Genomic DNA, 21,621 nt, shown 5'->3' with positions numbered 1-21,621 from the left:
AAGGGTGCTTACTGCCGGGGGCCGTCGTCTCGCGGTGCGCTGATCATGGATCTACCAAAGGGGTCATTCGGGTGTTCAACCGTGTCGCCATCGTCAACCGTGGTGAGGCCGCGATGCGGCTCATCCACGCGGTCCGAGAGTTGGCTGCGGAAACCGGCATCCCGATCGAGACCGTCGCCCTGTACACCGACGTCGACCGCACCGCCACCTTCGTGCGTGAGGCGGACATCGCCTACGACCTCGGTCCGGCGTCCGCCCGCCCGTACCTCAATCTGGTGGCGCTGGAGCGCGCCCTGACCGAGACCGGCGCCGACGCGGCGTGGGTCGGCTGGGGTTTCGTCGCCGAGGACCCGGCGTTCGCGGAGCTGTGCGAGAAGATCGGCGTCACGTTCGTCGGCCCGAGCGCGGAGGCCATGCGCCAGCTCGGCGACAAGATCGGCTCGAAGCTGATCGCCGAGGAGGTCGGCGTACCGGTCGCGCCGTGGAGCCGCGGTGCCGTCGAGACCCTGGATGCCGCTCGGACGGCGGCGGCCGAGATCGGCTACCCGCTGATGCTGAAGGCGACCGCGGGCGGCGGCGGGCGCGGCATCCGCGTGGTCAGGAACGAGGCCGAGCTCACCGACGCGTACGACCGCACCAGCCAGGAGGCGGCGCGGGCGTTCGGCAGCGGCATCGTGTTCCTGGAGCGCCTGGTCACCGGTGCCCGGCACGTCGAGGTCCAGGTGATCGCCGACGGGCAGGGCACCGCCTGGGCGCTCGGTGTCCGCGACTGCTCGGTGCAGCGACGCAACCAGAAGGTCATCGAGGAGTCGGCATCGCCGGTGCTGAGCCCGGCGCAGGCGGCCGAGCTCAAGACGTCGGCCGAACGGTTGGCCGTGGCGGTCGGTTACCGCGGTGCGGCCACCGTCGAGTTCCTCTACCACCCCGGCGACCAGCTGTTCGCGTTCCTCGAGGTCAACACCCGCCTGCAGGTCGAGCACCCGATCACCGAGTTGACCACCGGGTTCGACCTGGTCAAGGCGCAACTGCACGTCGCCTCGGGCGGTCGGCTCGACGGCGCGCCGCCGGCGGAGCGCGGGCACGCCATCGAGGCCCGGCTGAACGCCGAGGACCCCGACCGCGACTTCGCGCCGTCACCGGGCCGTATCGCCCGGCTGGACCTGCCCGCCGGCCCGGGCATCCGGGTCGACACCGGTGTCAGCGAGGGTGACACCATCCCGGCCGACTTCGACTCGATGATCGCGAAGATCATCGCGTACGGCCGTGATCGCGACGAGGCGCTCGGCAGGCTGCGCCGCGCGATGGCGAACACCACGGTGATCATCGAGGGCGGTGCGACGAACAAGAGCTTCGTGCTCGACCTGCTCGACCAGCCCGAGGTGATCGACGCCAGCGCGGACACCGGCTGGATCGACCGCGTCCGTGGCGAAGGCCGGCTCGTGGCGCACCGGCACTCCGCGGTCGCGCTGGCGGCCGCCGCCATCGAGACGTACGAGGAGGAGGAGCGCGTCGAGCAGCAGCGGCTGCTGTCAACGGCATCCGGCGGGCGCCCGCAGGTACAGCACAAGAGCGGCCGGCCTCTGGACCTCAAGCTGCGCGGCGTCGGCTACCGCATGCGCGTGGCGCGGGTCGGCGCGCACCGGTTCCGCGTCGGCATCGAAGCGGCCGGCGCCGTGCGCACCGCTGACGTCGAACTCGACCGCTTCGACCGGCACACCGGCCAGATCGTCGTCAACGGCATCCGGTACCGCCTGCTCACCGGCACGTACGGGCCGACCCACCTGGTCGAGGTCGACGGCGTGACGCACCGGGTCAGCCGCGACGAGGGCGGCGTCGTCCGCTCCCCCATGCCCGCGCTGGTCGTCGCCACGCCGCTGGAGGTCGGCGCCGAGGTCGAGGCGGGCGCGCCGGTGCTGGTGCTGGAAGCCATGAAGATGGAGACGGTGCTGCGGGCGCCGTTCAAGGCCCGGCTGAAGGAGTGCGCCGTCTCGGTGGGCAGCCAGGTGGAGGCAGGTGCGCCGCTGCTGCGGTTGGAGCCGCTCGCCGACGAGACCGCCGAGACCGTGGACGATCCGGCCGCCGCCTCCGTGGAGCTGGACCTGCCCGCCGCCACCGAGGAGATTCCGGCGTACCAGCGCAGCCGGCGCGGCCAGGAGGACCTGCGCGGCCTGCTGCTCGGCTTCGACGTCGATCCGCACGACGACCGGCGGGTGCTCGACGACTACCTCACCGCGCGACGGGCGGCCACCGAGGAAGGCCACCGGCCGCTGGCCGCGGAACTCGACCTGGTCACCGTGTTCGCCGACCTCACCGAGCTGAGCCGCAACCGCCCGACGGGCGAGGACGGCGACGGCCACGTCTACAGCGCCCGCGAGTACTTCCACACCTATCTGCAGAGCCTCGACATCGAGCGGGCCGGTCTGCCGAGTTCGTTCCAGGCCAGGCTCGGCAAGGCGCTCGGACACTACGGCGTCATCGACCTGGAGCGCTCCCCCGCACTCGAAGCCGCCGTGTTCCGGATCTTCCTCGCCCAGCAACGCGCGTCCGCCGACGCCACGGTCGTCGCGACGCTGCTCCGCGCGTGGCTGCGGGAGTCCCCGCCGGACGAGACGCTGCGCGAGCCGGCCGGCCTCGCGCTGGAGCGGCTGGTGGCCGCGACGCAGGTCCGCTTCCCCGCGGTCGCCGACCTCGCCCGTGGTGTGGTGTTCGCCTGGTTCGCCCAGCCGCTGCTGCGCCGCAACCGCGCCCGCGTCTACGCCGAGGTCCGCGGGCACCTGCGTCACCTGGACGCGCACCCGGACGCGGCGGACCGCACCGAACGCGTCGCGAAGATGGTACGCAGCACCGAGCCACTGGTACGGCTGCTCGGCCAGCGGCTCGTCCGCGACCACCTCGACAACGCGGTCATGTTGGAGGTGCTGACCCGGCGGTACTACGGCAACAAGACGCTCACCAGCGTGCGCACCCGCGAGGTCGCGGACTGCACGTTCGTGGTCGCCGAGCGCGCGGACTCAAGCGTGGTGTCCGCCGCGGTGAGCTTCGACGCTCTGGGTGGCGCGCTGCGCGGGCTCGCCGGGCTGGCGAGCGACGAGGATGCCGTCGACGCCGACATCTACCTCGGCTGGGAGAACCAGCCGGAGGACTTCGACGCGATGGCCGCCGCGCTGCTCGAGGTCATCACCGCGCACCCGCTGCCGCCCCAGGTCCGCCGGCTCACCACCACCGTCGCGGGTCGCGGTGGCGCCGTGATGCACCACCACTTCACCTTCCGCCCGTCCGACTCGGGGACGACCGAGGATCGGCTGATCCGCGGCCTGCACCCGTACATCGCGCAGCGGATGCAGTTGGAGCGGCTGCACAAGTTCGACCTGACCCGGCTGCCGTCGTCGGACGAGGAGGTCTACCTCTTCCAGTGCGTGGCCCGGGAGAACCCGTCCGACGAGCGCCTCGTCGCGTTCGCGCAGGTGCGTGACCTGACCGAGCTGCGCGAGCAGGACGGCCGGCTGGTCGCGCTGCCGACGACCGAGGCTGCCATCGCCGCGTGCCTCGACTCGATCCGCCGCGCCCAGTCGCGGCGACCGTCGAAGACGCGCTTCAACACCAACCGGATCGTGGTCTACGTCTGGCCGCCGAGCGAGCTCACCCGCGAGGAGATGGAGATGATCGCCGGGCGTGTGCGCCCGACGACCGCGGGCGCCGGGCTGGAGGAGATCCTCTTCATCGCGCGGCAGCGCGACCGCCGGACCGGCGAGCTGACCAAGATCGCCGTACGGATCTCCTTCGGGGCCACCGGCGGCGCCGAGTTGACCGTCGGCGAGCCGCCGGTCGAGCCGGTCGAGCCGCTCGACGAGTACCGGCTGAAGGTGCTGCGGGCGAGCAGCCGCAACACGGTGTACCCGTACGAGTTGACCGGGCTGCTCGGCGACTTCGTGGAGCACGACCTCGACGACGACCACGCGCTGGTGCCGGTGGAGCGGCCGAAGGGGCGCAACCGCGCCGCGATCGTCGCCGGCGTGGTCACCACGCCGACCACGCGGCATCCGCAGGGTGTCAGCCGGGTCGTGCTGCTCGGTGACCCGACGAAGTCACTGGGCGCCCTGTCCGAGCCGGAGTGCCGCCGCGTGATCGCCGCGCTGGACCTGGCGGAGCAGATGCGGGTGCCGCTGGAGTGGTGGGCTCTGTCCGCCGGGGCACGGATCTCCATGACCTCGGGCACGGAGAACATGGACTGGGTGGCCGCGGCGCTCAAGCGGATCGTCGAGTTCACCCAGGCCGGCGGTGAGATCAACATTGTTGTCGCGGGCATCAACGTCGGCGCGCAGCCGTACTGGAACGCCGAGGCGACGATGCTCATGCACACCAAGGGCATCCTGGTGATGACGCCGGACTCGGCGATGGTCCTCACCGGCAAGCAGTCGCTCGACTTCTCCGGTGGTGTGTCCGCCGAGGACAACTTCGGCATCGGCGGCTACGACCGGGTGATGGGGCCGAACGGGCAGGCGCAGTACTGGGCGCCGAACCTGACCGCCGCGCGGGACGTGGTGATGTCGCACTACGACCACTCGTACGTCGCGCCCGGCGAGGACGCGCCACGGCGGGCACCCAGCACGGACCCCGTGGACCGCGACATCTCCGCCTTCCCGCACACCCTGGCTGGCAGCACCTTCAGCACCGTCGGGGAGATCTTCTCCACGGCGGCCAACCCGGACCGCAAGAAGCCCTTCGACATCCGGACGGTGATGCGGGCGCTCTCCGACCAGGACCACCCGGTGCTGGAACGCTGGGCGGGCATGGCCGACGCGGAGACCGCGGTCGTGCAGGACGTACACCTGGGTGGCATCCCGGTGTGCCTGCTCGGCATCGAGTCGCGGGCGGTGCCGCGGCGCGGCTTCCCGCCCACCGACGGCCCGGACACCTACACCGCGGGCACGCTGTTCCCACGGTCGTCGAAGAAGGCCGCGCGGGCGATCAACGCGGCCAGCGGCAACCGGCCGCTGGTGGTGCTGGCGAATCTGTCGGGCTTCGACGGCTCACCCGAGTCGATGCGCAAGCTGCAGTTGGAGTACGGCGCCGAGATCGGCCGGGCGATCGTGAACTTCCGCGGGCCCATCGTCTTCTGCGTGATCTCGCGGTACCACGGCGGAGCGTTCGTGGTGTTCTCCAAGGCGCTGAACCCCAACATGACGGTGCTGGCGCTGGAGGGCTCGTTCGCCTCGGTGCTCGGTGGCGCCCCCGCCGCCGCGGTGGTGTTCTCCGCCGACGTCAACGCACGTACGGCGGCCGACCCGCGCGTGCGCGACCTGGAGGCCCGCGTCGCCGCTGCGGCTGGCACCGAGCGCGCCGCGTTGACCGCGGAACTCGACGAACTGCGCTCGTCGGTCCGGGCGGAGAAGCTCGGCGAGGTGGCCACGGAGTTCGACCGCGTGCACAACATCCAGCGCGCCGTCGAGGTCGGCTCGGTGGACGCTGTCGTCCGCGCCGCCGACCTGCGACCACGCATCATCGATGCCATCGAATCCCGTCTGGGCTAGGTGGCGGGAGGTGCGGGCAGAGCGCCAATGATCACCCACCGGAGCATCAGGTGGGGTCGTCCCCGCGCGGGGACGACCCCACCTGCCGGGCGGGATCGTTCGTACGGAAGTCTCCGCCGAGTCCTGGCCATCTTGTGCCTGATCGCCGCCGCCACGGTGCCGGCCGGTTCGTCGGTGACCGGCTCGTCGGCGGCCGACACCCCGGCACCCACGGTCCTGCGGGTACTCCAGATGAACCTCTGCAACAGCGGCCGCGCCGGCTGCTACACGGGCCGATCGGTGACCGAAGCCGCCACGGTCATGAGCGTAGAGGTGCCCGATCTGGTCACCCTCAACGAGATCTGCCAGGACGACGTGACAACCCTCGAGCGCACGTTCTCGCAGGTCCACAGTGGTGACACGGTCGTGTCCGCCTTCATGGCCGCCGGAGACCGCCCTTCCGGCGCCGTCACCCGCTGCCGCAACGGCCAGCCGTACGGCATCGGACTACTGACTCGCCTTGAGGCGCCGGACACGCGGCACACGGTGCACAGCGGAATCTACCCGACGCAGGATTTCACGGATCCTGAGGAACGAGCCTGGCTCTGCGTCGATGTCGCCGGCGTGCTGCATGCCTGCACCACACACCTGGCCGCCACGAGTTTCACCGTCGCGCTCGCCCAGTGCGGTCACCTGCTCGACACGGTGGTACCGACGATGCGCAGGAGTGCCGGATACGCGCCCACCGTGCTGCTTGGCGACCTCAACCTCCGACGCGGCGGCTCCCCCGACGTGCGGTCCTGCGTGCCACCGGACTACCTGCGGATCGACGACGGCGCGCTGCAACACGTCATGGCGACAACTGACGTCAGGATCTGTTGCGGCCGGTCGGTGGGCATGCACGGGGCGACCGACCATCCGGGGCTGCTGGCCACACTCACGATCGACGGAGACCCCCCGCCGTGACGGCCCCGTAAGTTCGGCGAGGTGGCCACGGACTGCGGTCAGTTGTCCTCTTGACCGGGACCGTCGTGGTGACCTCGCCGGTCATCCCCGTCGCCGGGATGCATGCCTCGCATCCCGGCGGCGGGCTCATCACGGCTAGGCCCACCATCCCGGGCGGGTGCCGCAAGCACCAGCAGTGCGATCGCGAGGACTGGCACGAGCGCCAGCAGCGGTTCCGTGACCAGGCCTGGCGAGAAGAGGTCGTCGAGCGCCGTCATGCCCTCCACATCGGAGCGGAAGCCCGCCTGGAGGAACACCGCCTGGTGGCTGAACAAGCCCAGCTCCTGCCGGTTGACCGGCCGGACCGGCCCCGCGGCCGCCAGGTCAGCGGCGAGTACGGCAGCGGTCAGCAGCAACGCGCCCAGCATGGCCGGGACGCCGAACCGCCACTGCCGACCGGCGGCCACCACGAGCACCGCAAGCCCGGCGGCGACCACCACCATCGTTGGTAACTGGACGCCGAGCGTGACCAACAGCCGGGCCAGTCTCCCTCCGCCCAGGTCGGCGACCAGCATGACGGCCACCCCCGCGACGGCGGCCCAGGCGATCCACCGTAGCCATCGTGCGTCGGTCCGCGGCCGGTCGGCCAGCGTCACCACCGTTCCCACGCAGATCAGCGGTATGCCCAGCAGTGCCGACCAATGCTGCGTGACCTGCGCCGACATCGCCTCACCCAGCCACGCGAGATCGTCGCCGACTGAATACGGGCGCGGCGCGCTCAGCGGCGCGTAGAACGGTGACAGGTACCGTGGCCCGCCCGAGTCCGCCGCCGACGTCACGGCGTCGACGGCGAGCAGGCCGATACCACCAGCGACGGCGAGGCGGCCGCGCCCGGCGCCGAGCAGCACGATCGCCGCGAGAGCGGTCAGCGCCACCCCGGTCGCCTGCCCCGCGAGGACCGACGCGTCCGACAGCACGCCAAGGACATGCACCACTGCGGCGCCGGCGATCACCGACCAACACACCGATCCGGGAGACAGCCGCACGGCGCACATCCAACCACGGTGCCGCCCCCGCCGTCAGGGACCGGCCCCGGCGATGGGATGCCCCGTGGCGTTTCCTCCCGGTCAGGTGACCTTTTGGACGCTCTCGGCGAACGCCGGAACGTCGGCGTGGCCGAACAGCCCGGGAACCCCGCCGGTGTGGATGAAGACGGTCGTGTTGCCCGGTTCGATCTCGCCGCGCCGAGTTGCCGCGATGAGTGCCGCCATCGCGCGCCCGGTGTACGTGGGATCGAGGATGATCCCCTCCAGCCGGGCGACAAGGGTCAGCGCCTCCTCGACCGTGTCGGTGAGGCTCGGGTAGCCGCTCCCGATGTGGTCACGGTCGATGCGCAGGTCGTCGGCACGAACATCCGGCGAGAGTGCGGCGACGAAGGCCGCCACGCGCTGTCGGGAGTCGTCGACCGCCCCGACATCGACGCCGAGCGTGCGGTCCGGGCCGAGGCTCGCGACGAGCCCAGCCATCGTGGCGCCCGAGCCGAGGGCCACCACGGCGGTACGCAGGTCGGGCACCTGGGACATCAACTCCTCGCCGCACCGTGCGTAGCCGCGGGTCGCCAACGCGCTGGACCCGCCGAACGGGATGAGGGCCGGACGCGCCCCTTCGGCACGCAGCCGGTCGCACACCCGCGTGGCGGCGTCTGCGAGTGCCTGCTGACCCGTCACCCCGGTGAAGACGATTTCGGAACCGAGGAACGCATCGAGAACGAGGTTGCCGGATCGCGCCACCCCGGGTTCACCCGGGAACACCAGCACGGCGCGTAGGCCGAGGCGCGCGGCGGTCGCGGCGGTGAGCCGGGCATGGTTGCTCTGTGGTCCGCCGGTGGTGACGAGCGTGTCGGCGTCATTCGCGAGTGCTTCGGCGGCCGTCCATTCCAGCTTGCGGATCTTGTTGCCGCCGCCGCCGAGGCCGGTGAGGTCGTCCCTCTTGATCAGGAGGTCACCGCGACCGAGCCCGAGAGCGGCGGCCAGTCGGGGCATCGGCTCCACCGGTGTGGGCCACGTGCCGAGCGTGAGCGGAACGATGGGTTCGGACATGCTGCCATCTTGGCAGGACCATCCGGTCGACAGCCGCCGAAGGATGCCGGGCGGCCGTCCGGCGTGGCCGCCCTCGGCGCTACTTGAGGAAATCCAGCAGCTGCCGTGTGGTCTCCTCGGTCCGCCTCGTCCTTCTAGTAGTCCAACGTCGCGGCCGCGCGGAACTCCTCGCAGATCGCGTGGACGATGGCGGGATCGCTGAACTGCTTGACGTATTCGGCGCGTACCTCGGCCAGGAACGCGTCCTTCACCTCAGGCCACGTGTCGAGCTTGACATCCTCCACCGCCGTGAAGGGCGGGGATTCCCTCGGTCGCCCGAGGGGGTTCCTGTTTCACGGGGCCGTGCCTTCACCGCTTTCGCGGGTCGGGTCTTATCGGCCCTCCACAGGCGTTTTACCTCTCCGCCAGCCCGGCGGCGAGAATGTTCTTCGCGGCGTTGACGTCCCGGTCATGCACGGCATCACAGCCGGGACACGTCCAGGCGCGAACGCCGAGAGTCATCGCGGTGTTGATCCGCCCGCACGCCGAACAGGTCTTCGTGCTCGGATACCAGCGGTCAACGGCGATCACAGTCCGCCCATACCAGGCGGCCTTGTACTCGATCATGCCGCGCAGTTGCGTCCACGCCGCGTCGGAAATGGCGCGGGCCAGACTGTGGTTGCGCAGCATGTTGCGCACACTGAGATCCTCGATCACGACCGTTTGATTCTCGCGGACGAGTCGAGTCGACAGCTTGTGCAGGTGATCCCGCCGCCGGTCGGCGATGCGGGCATGGATGCGGGCCACCGCAAGCCGAGCCTTGGCCCGGTTGGCGGAGTCCTTGCCCTTACGGGACAGGTTCCGTTGCGCCTTGGCCAACTTGCGCCGGTCAGCGCGCTCATGACGCGGGTTGGTGATCTTCTCCCCGGTGGACAGGGTGAGCAGACTGGTGATGCCCGCGTCCACCCCCACCGCCGTGTCGACCGGCGGGAGCGGCGTCACGGTGGGATCCTCGACCAGCAGGGACGCGAACCACCGACCGGCCGCGTCGCGGGACACCGTGACCGTGGACGGCTCGGCGCCGTCGGGCAGGGCCCGGGACCACACGATGGTCAGCGGCGCGTCCATCTTGGCCAGGGTGAGCTGCCCGTCACGCCAGCGGAACGCCGAGCGGGTGTACTCCGCCGACGCCCGGGACTTACGCTTGGACTTGAAACGCGGATACCGCGACCGCTTACCCCAAAACGCCGCGAACCCGGCTTGCAGATGCCGCAGCGCCTGCTGCAACGGCACGGAACTGACCTCATTGAGGAACAAAAGCTCCTCAGTGCGCTTCCACTCCGTCAGCCACGCCGACGACTGAACGTAGGTGCTGCGCCGCCGGTCAACGGCCCATGCACGGGTGCGCGCATCCAGGGCGAGGTTGTAGACCTTTCGCACGCACCCGAAGGTGCGGTTCAACTGCTCAGCCTGCTGCGGGGTCGGATAGAAGCGGTACTTGTACGCACGCTTCACCACCTCACCCCCATGCCTCACTTCCTACCAGTAGTTCATGTAAGTCTATCCCTGAGGGGAGGGAGCTGCGTTTCCTCCCCCGCCTGAAGGCAGGGGTATCCACGCCGCGACACCGATGAAATTGACGAGGATGGCGGGCGCCGCGTCGATGAACTGCTCGGGCACCGGCTCCGGTGCCGCCAGGAAGGACCAGACCCAGTAGGAGAGGCTGAACTTCATGTCGGCCCGGTCGTACGCGTCGCCGCCAGGGATGACGTCCATGACGGCGAGCCGGGTGACAGCGTCTGGCTCATCGAGCGCCAGACGATAGGCGCACCGGGCCCCGCGATCGTGCCCGACGAGCCTGAACTGCTCATAGCCCAGACTCCGCATGGCGTCGATCTGGTCGCGAGCGATCGCTCGCATGCTGTAGGGCTCATGATCGGCACTGCTCGGCGGTTTGCCGCTGGCGCCCCAGCCCCGCATGTCAGTGACGACCACGGTGTAGTTCTCGGCCAGCTGCGGCGCTACGCGATGCCACATGAGGTGCGTCTCAGGAATGCCGTGCAACAGAAGTACGGGGGGTCCACTTCCGCCGCGGCGTCCATGAATCGTCGCCCCAGGCGTAGGAATGTCGAACTCCTCGAATCCGTCAAACATGACCCCGGACCCCTCCGCGACTCCTCAGTGCCTGACCACAACGCTATCGACAGTCGGCCCGCCCCCTGAGCAGATCGCGGGAACGACCAGCCGGGTTCGGTCACCCCTCGGCGGCCAGCGCGAGGACGTCTCGCGCGGTGGGCAGCGCGGCGTCGCGGTGTGCTGGGACGAGACCGATCCGGGTGCGTCGGTCGAGCAGGTCGTCGACGGTGAGGGCGAGTTCGTGCCGGGTGGCCCAGAGGAGCTCTGCGCCGGTGACCGGGATGTCGGGGCTGATCGGCTGGCGGAGTTCGGCGGGCGCCTCGGCCAGGACGTCGACCGCCTCGGTGCCGTACCGGTGGACGAGCCGGCGTGGTGCGGGGACTCGGGCCAGCTGCGCTCTGCTCGCGGCGCCGGGTAGGGGGAGGTCGCGGGTGCGGCAGGGGCCGGCACGGAGGCGGCGATGACGGACGGCGGTGTCGACGGCGTCCTCGGCCATCCGGCGGTAGGTGGTGAGCTTGCCGCCGATCACGCTGATGATTCCGTCGGGGTCGTCGATGACAGCGTGTCGGCGGGAGAGGTCGGCGGTTCGGGTGTCGGCGTTGGCGAGCAGCGGCCGTAGCCCGGCGTACGCACCGAGGACGTCGGCGGGTTGGAGGGGCTGGTCGAGGACGCTGTTGAGGACGTCGAGCAGGAAGGCGATGTCGGCGTCGGTGGGTTGCGGCACGTCGGGGACGGGGCCGGTCACCGGCTCGTCGGTCAGTCCGGCGTACACCAGGCCGTCGGTCTGGGGCAGCGCGAAGACGTAGCGGGTGAACTCACCGGGGACCGGGATGGTCAGGCCGGCCCAGAGTCCGCCCAGGCGGGCGGCGGACAGGACGATGTGGGTTCCTCGCGATGGACGCAGACGTACGTGTGGGGTCAGGCTGCTGGCCCAGACACCTGTGGCGTTGATGACCGCGCGGGCGGCGACGTGCATCCGCGTCCCGGTGCGGGTGTCCTCGATGGTGGCGCCTTCGCGGTGCAGGCTGATCGCCCGGCAGCGGGGCAGGATGCGGGCGGACCGCGCCGCGGCCGCGCGCGCCAGACCGACGACAAGTCGCGCGTCGTCGCAGAGCTGCCCGTCCCAGGACAGGTGTGCTCCGCGCAGGCCCGCCGGCCGCAGCGCGGGCGCGATCGCACCCGCCTCGGCCGAGCCGAGCCTGCGCGTTCCCGGAAGGGTCCGTCGGGAGGTTCCGGCGCAGGTACGCAGCACGTCTCCGGCGCGAAGGCCGACCGCCGCGGCGCGCGCCTGCCAGCGGCTGGTGTACGCCGTCGCCGGTAGCAGCATCGGCAAGGGGCGCGTCAGGTGCGGCGCAGTGCGGGTCAGCAGCAGGTGGCGCTCGGCGGCACTCTCGTAGGCGATGCCCACCTGGCCGTGTGCGAGATATCGCAGGCCACCGTGGACCAGCTTGGAGCTCCAGCGGGACGTGCCGTTGGCCAGGTCATGGGCGTCGACGGCGACCACGGACAGCCCACGGCTCGCGGCGTCGAGCGCCACTCCGGCGCCGGTGACGCCCAGCCCGACGACCAGGACGTCGACGGGCGTGCCGGCAACCAGTTCGGTGAGGTCACGTTCCCGGCGGGAGACGGTCAGCGAGGTGTTCACACGCCTCCTTGCGATGTAGTGACATTGAATGTCACTCTGTCACACATGAATATGGAAGGGGAAGCATCGCCCGTCGGATGGGCCCGCTGGGGCACCACGAAGAACGCGCAGGTGCTGCCGGAATCCGCTTCGACGCTGTTGGCGCAGGTCCTCGAGCTGGCACCCCCGCCGCCGGTCGTACCGCTGGCCGAGGTGGCGGTGCCGGACTGCGAGCTGGACGGCGCGGTCCTGGGCGCGTTGCGGCAGGCGCTGGGCGCCGGGCACGTGGTCACCACCCCTGACGCCCGGGCACGTCACGCGTCGGGCATGTCGACGCCGGACCTGCTCCGCCATCGACAGGGCCTGGTACGGACGGCCCCGCAGGCCGTGCTGCGCCCGGCCGACCACGCCGAGGTGGTGTCCATCCTCGACATCTGCTCCCGGTTCGGGGTAACCGTGGTCCCCTTCGGTGGTGGCACCTCGGTCGTGGGCGGGCTGACGCCGTCCGCGGAACGGCACGTCGCCGTCGACCTGAGTCGGCTGAGCAACGTCGTCGCCGTCGACCCGACGTCGCGGACCGCCACGCTGCAGGCAGGGCTACGCGCCCCTCGGGCCGCCGAGCTGCTCGCCGAGCACGGGTTCACCCTCGGCCACGTCCCGCAGTCCTACGAGTACGCCACGATCGGTGGGTTCGCCGCCACCCGGTCATCCGGCCAGGCGTCGGCCGGCTACGGCCGCTTCGACGACATGGTCATGGCGCTGACCGTCGCCACGCCCCGGGGCACCGTACGGGCCGGCCGCGCCCCCGCCTCGGCCGCCGGTCCCGATCTGCGGCAACTGTTCCTGGGCAGCGAGGGGACGCTCGGCGTCATCACCGACGTGACCGTCCGGATCCGCCCCCTCCCAGCCGAGTCGCACTACGAGGGCTGGCGGTTCGAATCGTTCGCCGAGGGCCTGCATGCCGTGCGGCGGCTGGCACAGGACGGGCCACGGCCCACGGTGCTGCGGCTGTCCGACGAGGTCGAGACGATGATCGGGGCGACCGGCGCCGGCCGCTCCGACGGCGGCTGCCAGCTGATCGCCGGGTACGAGGGCGCGGATGTCCGTTCCACCGTCGAAGCGACCGCCGCCGTGCTGGCGGCGCACGGCGGCGTTCCACTCGGCGAGGAGGCGGGCCAACAGTGGGCGCGGCACCGCTTCGACGCCCCGTACCTGCGGGACGCGCTGCTCGACGCGGGGGCGTTCGCGGAGACTCTGGAGACCGCGGCGTACTGGTCGGTGCTGCCGGAGGTGCACGACCGGGTGCGGCAGGCGATCCTCGCGGCCTTGCCGGACGGGGCGCTGGTGCTGGCACACGTGTCCCACGTCTACGAGACCGGCGCGTCTCTGTACTTCACGGTGATCTGCTCCCCCGGACCGGATCCGGTCGACCGCTGGCGGAAGGCGAAGGCTGCGGCCAGCGACGCGATCGTGGCCGCGGGTGCCACGATCAGCCACCATCACGGTGTCGGCGCGGACCATCGGGCCTGGTACGCCGCCGAGATCGGCGACGTCGCCGTCGACCTGCTCCGGGCGGTCAAGCAGCAGCTGGACCCGGCCGGCATCCTCAATCCCGGCATCCTGGTGCCGTAGGTGCGGTCCTTCGCAGTGATCCTCGGGCCCACCGCGCGCCGAGGACTGTCCCGCCTGATGCCGGTGGCCCATCTGCTCCGCGGCGCCGGCGCCCGGATCCGGGTCGAATACACGCAGACGGCCGAGCAGGCCCGCCAGCGCGCCACGGCGGCGCTGCACGGCGGTGAGGTTGTCGTCGCCGCCGGGGGCGACGGCACCATTGGCCTGCTCGCCGGAGCGGTCGCCGACACCGGCGGTCTGCTCGGCGTCATCCCCGCCGGTCGCGGTAACGACTTCGCCCGCCAGCTCGGGTTGCCGCACTCCCCCGAGGCGGTCGCGGACCTGCTGCTGCACGGACGACCACGGCACCTCGACGTCCTCCAGGTCGCGGGGCAGATCATCGTCGGCAGCGTCTATGTCGGCGTCGACGCGGCGGCCAACGAACTGGCCAACCGGTCACGTCTGCCCGCAGCGCTGGTGTATCCCACCGCCGGGCTGCGGGCACTGCTGCGCTGGCCGCGCACCCGGTACACGATCAGCGTCGACGGCCGGACCGAGCACCGGCACGCCTACACGGTGGTGATCGCCAACTGCGGGTACTACGGCGGTGGCCTGCACGTCGCCCCGGCGGCGCAGCCCGACGACGGGACCCTGGACGTCGTGGTGATCGGCCACGCCCCGAAGGTGCTGTTCCCGATAGCGCTGCGGCAGATGCGCACCGGCCGGCACGTACGGCGCGGGCACGTCTTCTCCTACCGTGGCACGTCGGTCACCGTGCGCGCCGACCGTCCGATGACCGTGTACGGCGACGGTGATCCCGTCGGTCGCGCCGACGAGGTAACCGTCGAGGTCCGCCCGCAGGCACTGCACGTCATCGCCGGCTAGGTCCCGTCCGGTCGCGGCTTCGGCATCCGGATCATGTCGGTGGTGAGCACCAGAATGGGTGGCATGAGTGACCAGGTGCAGTTGAGGGATGTCGAAGAGGCCGATCTGGAGGCGTTCCACCAACAGGAAAACGATCCCGAGTCGGTCCGTCGGTCGAGGTTCACCCCACGCGACCGGGAGACCTTCATGAAGCACTGGGCGACGAAGGTCCTCGGCGATCCCGGTGTCTTCGTGCAGACGGTGACCGTCGACGGTGCCACGGCCGGCAGCATCGTGGCCTGGTGGATCCAGGACCAACGGTTCATCGGCTACTGGCTCGACCGCCAGTACTGGGGTCGGGGTGTGGGGACCAGGGCGTTGCGGCTGTTCCTGAGTCGGGAGAAGACCCGGCCGCTCTACGCGGACCCGGTCGGCACGAACACCGGCTCGGTCCGCCTGCTGGAGAAGCTCGGCTTCGAGCAGATCGACACCGTGCGTCACGGAGAAGACGAGCACGTCCTGCTCATGCTGGCCAGTCACACCAGTGCACCAACCGGACCTCAGGACCCGCGAGACAACCCCTAGCCCGGCTCCAGGTAGCCGTCGACCAACAGCGCCAACTCCCGGTCGAACTCGGCAACCGGCACGTCGTCCGCGACCGTGCGCACGGACAGCACGAAGGACTGCGTGGTCAGGAAGACCGCGCGTGCCATGACCTCGGGCCTGCCGGGCCGGACGGAGCCGTCCTCGTGCCCCGCGACCAGCGCCGCCGTGAGGAACCGCAGCATCTCGTCCTGGCCGTTGCCCCGCCGGTCGAGAAGGTACGGGAGCAGCACCTCCGGATCGACGTCACGGATCTTGCACAGCAGCGGGTGTTCCCGTAGCTCCCGCGCCACCGCCACCACCCGCGACACCAGGCGGGACCGGCCCGAGCCGTCTGTCTCGGCGGCCGCGGCGGCCATCAGCACCTGATGCCACTCCCGGCTCATCAGGTCCCCGATCAGGGACTGCACGTCCGGCCAGCGCCGGTAGACGGTCATCCGCGACACGCTGGCGCGTCGCGCCACATCCGTCATCGTCGTGCGACGTACGCCGTAGGCCAGCACGCAGTCACGGGCAGCGTCGAGAACCGTGTCGTCGACGCTGCGCTCGCCGGACTGGCTCACCTCCACCACGCGGATTGTCTATCACAGGGGCGATGTGTCCAGAGCCATCCTTGCGTTATGACGGCCGCCCGCCGAACGCCCAGTTGTGCACCTCGATCTCGGCGTACCGGCCCGGGGTCAGGACGGCACGCGCCCTGTCCGGGTCCGGCACCCGGACCAGCGCCGCCGTACCCAGCCAGGTGGTGTCGTCGTCAGACAGCAGCGGCCCGTACGCGATCAGCTCGTCCCGGTCGGGCGGCACGGCGAGATCGGCGGCCTGCCCCGCTCCGAGCCCGAGCACCAGGTACCGGCTGCCACCCGTCCGGCCTCCGGAGAAGTCCCACATGGTGCGGCCCAGCGTGTTGCGCCACCGGCGCAGCAGCACATCCCGGTACACGCCCGCCTGGTAGTTGGGCTCGTCGAAGGCGAACGCGCGGGCAGCGGCAGCATCGGGGAGGTCGATGATGTGCACGCTGCCGGTGGGCGTGTCACCGTCTTCGGCGAAGGTCGGGCCGCGCGCGATCATCTCTTCCGCGTACCGATCCATGTACGACCAGTGCTCCGCCAGCAGCTCGTCGCGCAGTGCCAGGGAGTCGTGCCGGTCGCGGTGGTAACAGAAGAACTCCATGCCCCAAGTCTTGACCAGTGCCCGACAGCGATGCGTGTCGGGCCGCCATGGCGCTGTGGCAGCTCAGCGCACCGCGGCATCGGTACGAGGTTCGGGGCTTCCGACGTCCTGCAGATGGCGCAGCCCCTCCGCCCAGGAGCGGCCCAGACTGGTTTCGTGGTAGCTGATGTCGTGCTCGGCGCAGAACCGCTGGATCAATGGCCGGGCGCGGCCCAGGTTGGGGCACGGCATGCTCGGGAACAGGTGATGTTCGATCTGGTAGTTCAAGCCACCCAGAGCGGCGTCGAGGAGCCGCCCGCCACGGACGTTGCGGGAGGTGAGCACCTGCCGCCGCAGGTAGTCGAGGTTGTCGTCGGCGCCGAGGATCGGCATGCCCTTGTGGTTGGGGGCGAAGGAGCAGCCGAGGTAGAGGCCCAGCAGGCCCTGGTTGACGACGATGAACACGACCGCCTGCGCGGGGCTCAGGACCAGGAACACGGCGGCGAGGTAGCCGCCCAGGTGCAGGGCCAGCAGCCCGGCTTCGGCGGGTCGACGCGCGAGGCGACGTGGGCTGAAGACGGCGCGGAGGCTGATGGCGTGCAGGTGCAGGCCCTCCAGCAGGAGCAGCGGGAAGAAGAGAAACGCCTGGTGACGGACGAACAGTGCGGCCAGGCCACGCCGTCGCCGGGCCTGGTCGGTGGTGAACGACAACGGCGCCACGGAGATGTCCGGGTCCTTGCCTTCGGTGTTCGGGTGGGCGTGGTGCCGGTTGTGCTTGTCCACCCACCAGCCGTAGCTGATCCCGGTCAGGAGGTTGCCGTGCACGATGCCGATCAGGTCGTTCGCCCGGCGCGAGCGGGCTATCTGCCGGTGTCCGGCATCGTGGCCGATGAACCCGGCCTGCGCGATGACCACCGCGAGGGCTACTGCCACTGCGAGCTGCCACCACGATTCGCCCAGTCGAGCGAACAGGACCCACAAGCCGGCGAATGAGCCGACGACGAGGCCGATCCGCAGCGCGTAGTAGCCTGGCCGCCGATCGAGCAGACCCGCTGCACGGACCTGCCGGGAAAGGTCTGCGTAGTCGCTGCCCCGCTGGCGGTCGACGCCGAGACTGATGTCGCTCACTTTGCAGCTCCCGCTGGTCCCTGTCCGCCGGATCTCTCAGCGGCGTCGGCTCGACCAGCCGGTCAGGCGGGCCATGAGCTGTTGACTCTTCTGCTGCGTGCTGGGTTTGGCCGCCTGGCGGCCGGCTCCCGCTGGATCAGATTACGCCTCCGTGGATCGTTGAGCAGGCCGTTGAACAGCTTGCGCCGGAAGGGATTACGCGGATTACGCGGGACCGCGGGCCGGGCGTCGACGGCGAAGATCAACCTCCGCTTCCGGCCGAGCATTTGTCTAGCGCCGACCCTACATGCCTGACTAAAGTCAGCTATATGAGATCGGAGTTCGTCGCCGCGGTGCGGCGTTTCAACCGGACGGTCACCCAGCGAGTGGGGGCACTCGACGACGAGTACATGGCCTCCGGACGCCCCCTCGCGCAGGCCCGGCTGCTGTGGGAGATCAGCCCCGACGGGGCCGAGGTGGCCGCGCTACGGGCCCGACTCGGGCTGGACTCGGGTTACCTCAGCCGGCTGCTGCGTGCCCTGGAAAATGACGGGCTCGTCACCGTCGGACCGGCCGACCAGCCCGGCGGCGACGCACGGGTACGGGTCGCCGCGCTCACCGGAGCCGGGCAGGCGGAGTGGGCCAAGCTCGACGAGCGCTCCGACGAGTTCGCCTCGGCTATCCTCGCACCGCTCACCGAGCCACACCGCGAACGGCTCGTCGCGGCGATGGCCCAGGTCGAGCGGCTGCTCATCGCGTCGATGGTGGTCATCGAGCCCTGCCCGCCGGGTGACCCACGCGCCCGGGCGTGCGTGCGCGCCTACGCCCGGGACATCAACCGGCGGTTCGACGGCGGATTCGATCCGGCACTCAGCAACCCCGTCCACGACGAGGAGCTCATCCCGCCCGCCGGCGTGTTCCTGCTCGCCACCCTCAACTCCGAGCCCGTCGGCTGCGGCGCGGTCAAACTCCACCCCGACGCACCCGCCGAGATCAAACGGGTCTGGGTGGCAGACACCGTGCGCGGGCTCGGCATCGGCCGGCGGATACTGCGCGACCTGGAGCGGTACGCCGGCGAGCGGGGCTGGACCACCGTCCGGCTGGACACGAATCGAAATCTCACCGAAGCGATCGCGATGTACCACGCGGCCGGGTACCAGGAGATCGAGCCGTACAACAACGAGCACTTCGCGCACCACTGGTTCGAAAAGAAGCTTGATGGGCCAGGGCTGCCGGGAGAACAACCACCTCAGCGGACGAACTCGAGGCGGGAATCACGCCACGATCCGTGAACGTGCGCCGGCAACGGGTATCGCAGGTGACGCGACACCGGGACGCGGGCGCCGTCCGACGCCGTATGCGTCACCCGGTGCCGCCCGCTATCGGACCGGGAGGAACGATCATGAGAAAGACCGAGCTGGCCGACGGTGGCCGGCGGGTCGTGGTGGTCGCTGTGGACAAGGGTGAGGACGCGGTGGCCGCCATCCACCAGGCGGCAACCCAGAGCGATATCCGCGGCGCGCGGGTCACCGCTGTCGGCGGGTTCCACTCGGCCGAGGTGGGCTACTTCGACCGCGAGAGGCGTGACTACGTCCGCATCCCCGTGGACGAACAGGTCGAGGTCCTGTCTCTGCTGGGCGACATCGCGGATGACCGGGGCAAGATCGCCCTGCACGTGCACACCGTCCTCGGCCGCCGGGACGGCACGACCGTCGGCGGGCACCTCATGCGGGGTGAGGTCTGGCCGACGCTGGAGGTCATCCTCACCGAGGTCGGCGCCAGCCTCACCAAACAGGTTGATCCAGAGACCGGCCTCGCCCTGCTCCCGGCAACCACCTACGGGCCACCATCCGCTGCGTGAAATCGCACTGCCCGGTGCGGCGGCAGTTGCAGCGGTGGGGCGTCATGCCTCCGGCCTCAGCGCGCGGCGCCGCCCGGTCGACCCGGGGCGGTCCCGGAGGGCCGGTGACCGACGCGTGGAGCCCGTACCACCGAAGAGTTGCCCGATCCTGGGCGGAAATCCCGTGCCGCACTGGCCACCGTGTCGTCGGGATCACGCTCAAGTGCGTACCGGATGTGCGCCGGGATGACCTCGGACTTCGCCATCGCCAGGCGGACCTGCACCGAACGGTCGTCAACCAGGAGTTCCAGATCCGCCTCGTCCAGCTCGACCGCACGGACCAGCGCGGCACGGACGTCGACCACGGGGTCCTGGGCGAGCGCGCGGCGCTGCTCGGCCGTGGTCCGCGGGTTGCGGGCGACCCCCTTGCGTACGCGTACGGTGCGATCGGCCAGCAGAGCGGTGATCACATCCGGATCGTGGCTGTGGGTGGCGAGTCGTTCCCGTACCTCGGGTGAGACGTCGTCGATCAGCTTGGTGGCCAGCTCGGGCTCCAGCTCCCGCGTCTCCGCGAGGAGACCACGAAGCTCCTTGTCGGGTGCCTCTGACATCACACGGCGAACGGACTCGTCGCAAGCCGGGTTGCCGGCGACCGCCCAGCGGACCCACCGGTCGGCGTCCTTGACCAGTCGCAGGAGATTGGCGATCGAGGTCGAGGGGTTTCTCGCCACGGCCTCCCGGACGTCACGATCGGGGTCCCGGGTCAGCGGGCGCAGTGCCTGCGCGGGTGCGTCAATCCGGACCGCGACCGCCTTACGGACCACGGGCGACGGGTCGGACGCCAGGTCGAAAAGGGTCATCTGTGGCGTTGCGGGGTCCTGTGCGAGGGCGAGCCGCGCGTCGGCGCCACCACCGATCTCCCGGTAGGCGGTGGAACCTGACCCGTTGTGACGGTCGGGCCCGCCGACGTCCTGCTGCTTTGCCATGGGTCCAATCATGTCACGGGCTGACCGGGGGCAACGCGAGCCTGACCAGCGCCTCGATCTGGCCGAGAGAGTGCGTCAGCCGGTGGTGGGCTGGTCAGACCGCCGAGCATGACCTTGATCGCCTTCGCTCGGGCTACGTCGCTGTCGGCGCTGAGGGTCATCCTGCCGAAGGCGGCGATGTCCCCGGCGGTGATGCCGGGTCGGGCGGCCGAGACACCGGCGTGCCGACGACCGACCGGCCCAGCCGGGCAGTACGTCGACAGTGGACGTGGGTACGATGCCAGTGATCCACACAGGATGACATTTCTCGAGGGGAGCCTCGCATGGCTAGCCTGGAATCCGAACTCGCCGCGAAGCTTCAGCCCGACGTGCCGCACGCGGCACGGATCTGGAACTACTGGATGGGCGGCAAGGACAACTTCCAGTCCGATCGGGCGGCCGGTGACGGTGTGGCCGAGGTCTACCCGGAGATCGTCCTCATGGCGCAGCAGTCTCGCCGGTTCCTGGTGCGAGCCGTACGATTCCTGGCCGCCGAGGCCGGTATCCGCCAGTTCCTGGACATCGGCACCGGCCTGCCCACCATGCAGAACACCCACGCGGTCGCCCAGGAGGTCGCGCCCGAGTCGCGGATCGTCTACGTGGACAACGACCCGATGGTGCTCGTGCACGCCCGGGCGCTGCTGGCCAACACGACCTCCGAGGGCGTCACCAACTACGTGCCCGCCGACTACCACGACCCCGAGAAGATTCTCACCGAGGCGGCGGCGACGCTGGACTTCGGCCAGCCCATCGCCGTGATGTACATGGGCGTGATGGGCTACGAGCCCGACATCAACGTCGTGCGATCGATCGTCCAGCAGACGATGAACGCCACCGCCTCCGGCAGCCACCTGGTGCTGTGGGACGGCACCGACACCAGCCCGGCGGTGGTCTCCGGCGCTGCGCGGCTGGCCGAGAGCGGGGGTGTCCCGTACATCCTGCGCAGCCCCCAGGAGCTGGCGAGCTGCTTCGAAGGGCTGACAATGGTGGAGCCCGGCCTGGTGCCGATCCCGCTGTGGCGGCCGGACGAGCCCGACGCACAGGCAATCGACGCGTACGGCGCGGTGGCCCGCAAGCCCTGACCGTTCACCTTCGGTCCGGGAGCCCGGGCCGGTCTCGCACCGGCCGG

General features: G+C 70.6%; 18 protein-coding genes. 8 read left to right on the top strand and 10 right to left on the bottom strand.

Annotated elements, in window-relative coordinates; translation table 11 throughout:
- The first annotated feature begins 71 nt into the window (after positions 1 to 71).
- Together OG990_RS06755 and OG990_RS06750 are read left to right on the top strand one after the other, a co-directional pair.
- Positions 72 to 5,531: a carboxyl transferase domain-containing protein gene (locus OG990_RS06755; protein WP_406079413.1), complete on the top strand. Its 5,460-nt coding sequence runs from the start codon at positions 72 to 74 to the stop codon at positions 5,529 to 5,531.
- 132 nt (positions 5,532 to 5,663) lie between these two features.
- Positions 5,664 to 6,476: an endonuclease/exonuclease/phosphatase family protein gene (locus tag OG990_RS06750; protein WP_406079412.1), complete on the top strand. Its 813-nt coding sequence runs from the start codon at positions 5,664 to 5,666 to the stop codon at positions 6,474 to 6,476.
- Positions 6,477 to 6,514: 38 nt separating this feature from the next.
- Here the strand turns inward: OG990_RS06750 and OG990_RS06745 are convergent, their stop codons facing one another.
- From OG990_RS06745 to OG990_RS06720, 6 genes are all read right to left on the bottom strand, one after another.
- Positions 6,515 to 7,501 carry a hypothetical protein gene (locus OG990_RS06745; protein WP_406079411.1) on the bottom strand — a complete coding sequence of 329 codons (987 nt, stop codon included), beginning with the start codon at positions 7,499 to 7,501 and terminating at the stop codon, positions 6,515 to 6,517.
- Between the two features lie 81 nt (positions 7,502 to 7,582).
- Positions 7,583 to 8,554: a pyridoxal-phosphate dependent enzyme gene (locus tag OG990_RS06740; RefSeq protein ID WP_406079410.1), complete on the bottom strand. Its 972-nt coding sequence runs from the start codon at positions 8,552 to 8,554 to the stop codon at positions 7,583 to 7,585.
- Positions 8,555 to 8,688: 134 nt separating this feature from the next.
- Positions 8,689 to 8,838, bottom strand: a complete 150-nt coding sequence (locus tag OG990_RS06735) for a hypothetical protein (RefSeq protein WP_406079409.1) — start codon at positions 8,836 to 8,838, stop codon at positions 8,689 to 8,691.
- 109 nt (positions 8,839 to 8,947) lie between these two features.
- On the bottom strand, positions 8,948 to 10,048 hold the full coding sequence (locus OG990_RS06730) for an RNA-guided endonuclease InsQ/TnpB family protein (protein WP_406079408.1): 1,101 nt from the start codon (positions 10,046 to 10,048) through the stop codon (positions 8,948 to 8,950).
- A gap of 45 nt (positions 10,049 to 10,093) precedes the next feature.
- Positions 10,094 to 10,687, bottom strand: a complete 594-nt coding sequence (locus OG990_RS06725; RefSeq protein WP_406079407.1) for an alpha/beta fold hydrolase — start codon at positions 10,685 to 10,687, stop codon at positions 10,094 to 10,096.
- Positions 10,688 to 10,787: 100 nt separating this feature from the next.
- Positions 10,788 to 12,314: a glycerol-3-phosphate dehydrogenase/oxidase gene (locus tag OG990_RS06720; RefSeq protein WP_406079406.1), complete on the bottom strand. Its 1,527-nt coding sequence runs from the start codon at positions 12,312 to 12,314 to the stop codon at positions 10,788 to 10,790.
- Positions 12,315 to 12,359: 45 nt separating this feature from the next.
- Here OG990_RS06720 and OG990_RS06715 point away from each other — a divergent pair, with 45 nt between their 5' ends.
- From OG990_RS06715 to OG990_RS06705, 3 genes are all read left to right on the top strand, one after another.
- Positions 12,360 to 13,925: an FAD-binding oxidoreductase gene (locus OG990_RS06715; RefSeq protein WP_406079405.1), complete on the top strand. Its 1,566-nt coding sequence runs from the start codon at positions 12,360 to 12,362 to the stop codon at positions 13,923 to 13,925.
- A complete protein-coding gene (locus OG990_RS06710; RefSeq protein ID WP_406079404.1) occupies positions 13,926 to 14,789 on the top strand; it encodes a diacylglycerol/lipid kinase family protein in 864 nt (287 codons plus the stop codon).
- Positions 14,790 to 14,852: 63 nt separating this feature from the next.
- Positions 14,853 to 15,353, top strand: a complete 501-nt coding sequence (locus OG990_RS06705; RefSeq protein WP_406079403.1) for a GNAT family N-acetyltransferase — start codon at positions 14,853 to 14,855, stop codon at positions 15,351 to 15,353.
- Here the strand turns inward: OG990_RS06705 and OG990_RS06700 are convergent.
- The 3 genes from OG990_RS06700 to OG990_RS06690 all read right to left on the bottom strand — a co-directional run bounded on the left by OG990_RS06700 (position 15,350) and on the right by OG990_RS06690 (position 17,648).
- A complete protein-coding gene (locus OG990_RS06700) occupies positions 15,350 to 15,943 on the bottom strand; it encodes a TetR/AcrR family transcriptional regulator (RefSeq protein WP_406079402.1) in 594 nt (197 codons plus the stop codon). The two genes, OG990_RS06705 and OG990_RS06700, sit on opposite strands and share 4 nt — an antisense overlap.
- A 46-nt stretch (positions 15,944 to 15,989) precedes the next feature.
- Positions 15,990 to 16,541, bottom strand: a complete 552-nt coding sequence (locus OG990_RS06695; RefSeq protein ID WP_406079401.1) for a YciI family protein — start codon at positions 16,539 to 16,541, stop codon at positions 15,990 to 15,992.
- A gap of 63 nt (positions 16,542 to 16,604) precedes the next feature.
- Positions 16,605 to 17,648 (bottom strand): fatty acid desaturase family protein, encoded by a 1,044-nt coding sequence (locus OG990_RS06690; RefSeq protein ID WP_406079400.1) that lies wholly within the window; start codon positions 17,646 to 17,648, stop codon positions 16,605 to 16,607.
- Between the two features lie 308 nt (positions 17,649 to 17,956).
- On the opposite strand from OG990_RS06690, the gene OG990_RS06685 reads away from it, so the two are divergent.
- Together OG990_RS06685 and OG990_RS06680 are read left to right on the top strand one after the other, a co-directional pair.
- Positions 17,957 to 18,919 (top strand): GNAT family N-acetyltransferase, encoded by a 963-nt coding sequence (locus OG990_RS06685; protein ID WP_406079399.1) that lies wholly within the window; start codon positions 17,957 to 17,959, stop codon positions 18,917 to 18,919.
- 110 nt (positions 18,920 to 19,029) lie between these two features.
- A complete protein-coding gene (locus tag OG990_RS06680) occupies positions 19,030 to 19,488 on the top strand; it encodes a PPC domain-containing DNA-binding protein (protein WP_328418012.1) in 459 nt (152 codons plus the stop codon).
- A 56-nt stretch (positions 19,489 to 19,544) separates the two neighbouring features.
- On the opposite strand, the gene OG990_RS06675 is transcribed toward OG990_RS06680, so the two are convergent.
- The gene (locus OG990_RS06675) at positions 19,545 to 20,453 is read right to left on the bottom strand and encodes a hypothetical protein (protein ID WP_406079398.1); all 909 of its coding nucleotides are present in this window, start codon (positions 20,451 to 20,453) and stop codon (positions 19,545 to 19,547) included.
- Positions 20,454 to 20,776: 323 nt separating this feature from the next.
- Here OG990_RS06675 and OG990_RS06670 point away from each other — a divergent pair, with 323 nt between their 5' ends.
- Positions 20,777 to 21,574, top strand: a complete 798-nt coding sequence (locus OG990_RS06670) for an SAM-dependent methyltransferase (protein WP_406079397.1) — start codon at positions 20,777 to 20,779, stop codon at positions 21,572 to 21,574.
- Positions 21,575 to 21,621: the final 47 nt, after the last annotated feature.

The organism is Micromonospora sp. NBC_00858 (assembly GCF_045207365.1).
Lineage (GTDB): Bacteria > Actinomycetota > Actinomycetes > Mycobacteriales > Micromonosporaceae > Micromonospora.
The sequence above is the reverse complement of the archived record's forward strand: the minus strand, read 5'-3'. Positions and strand labels throughout refer to the sequence as shown.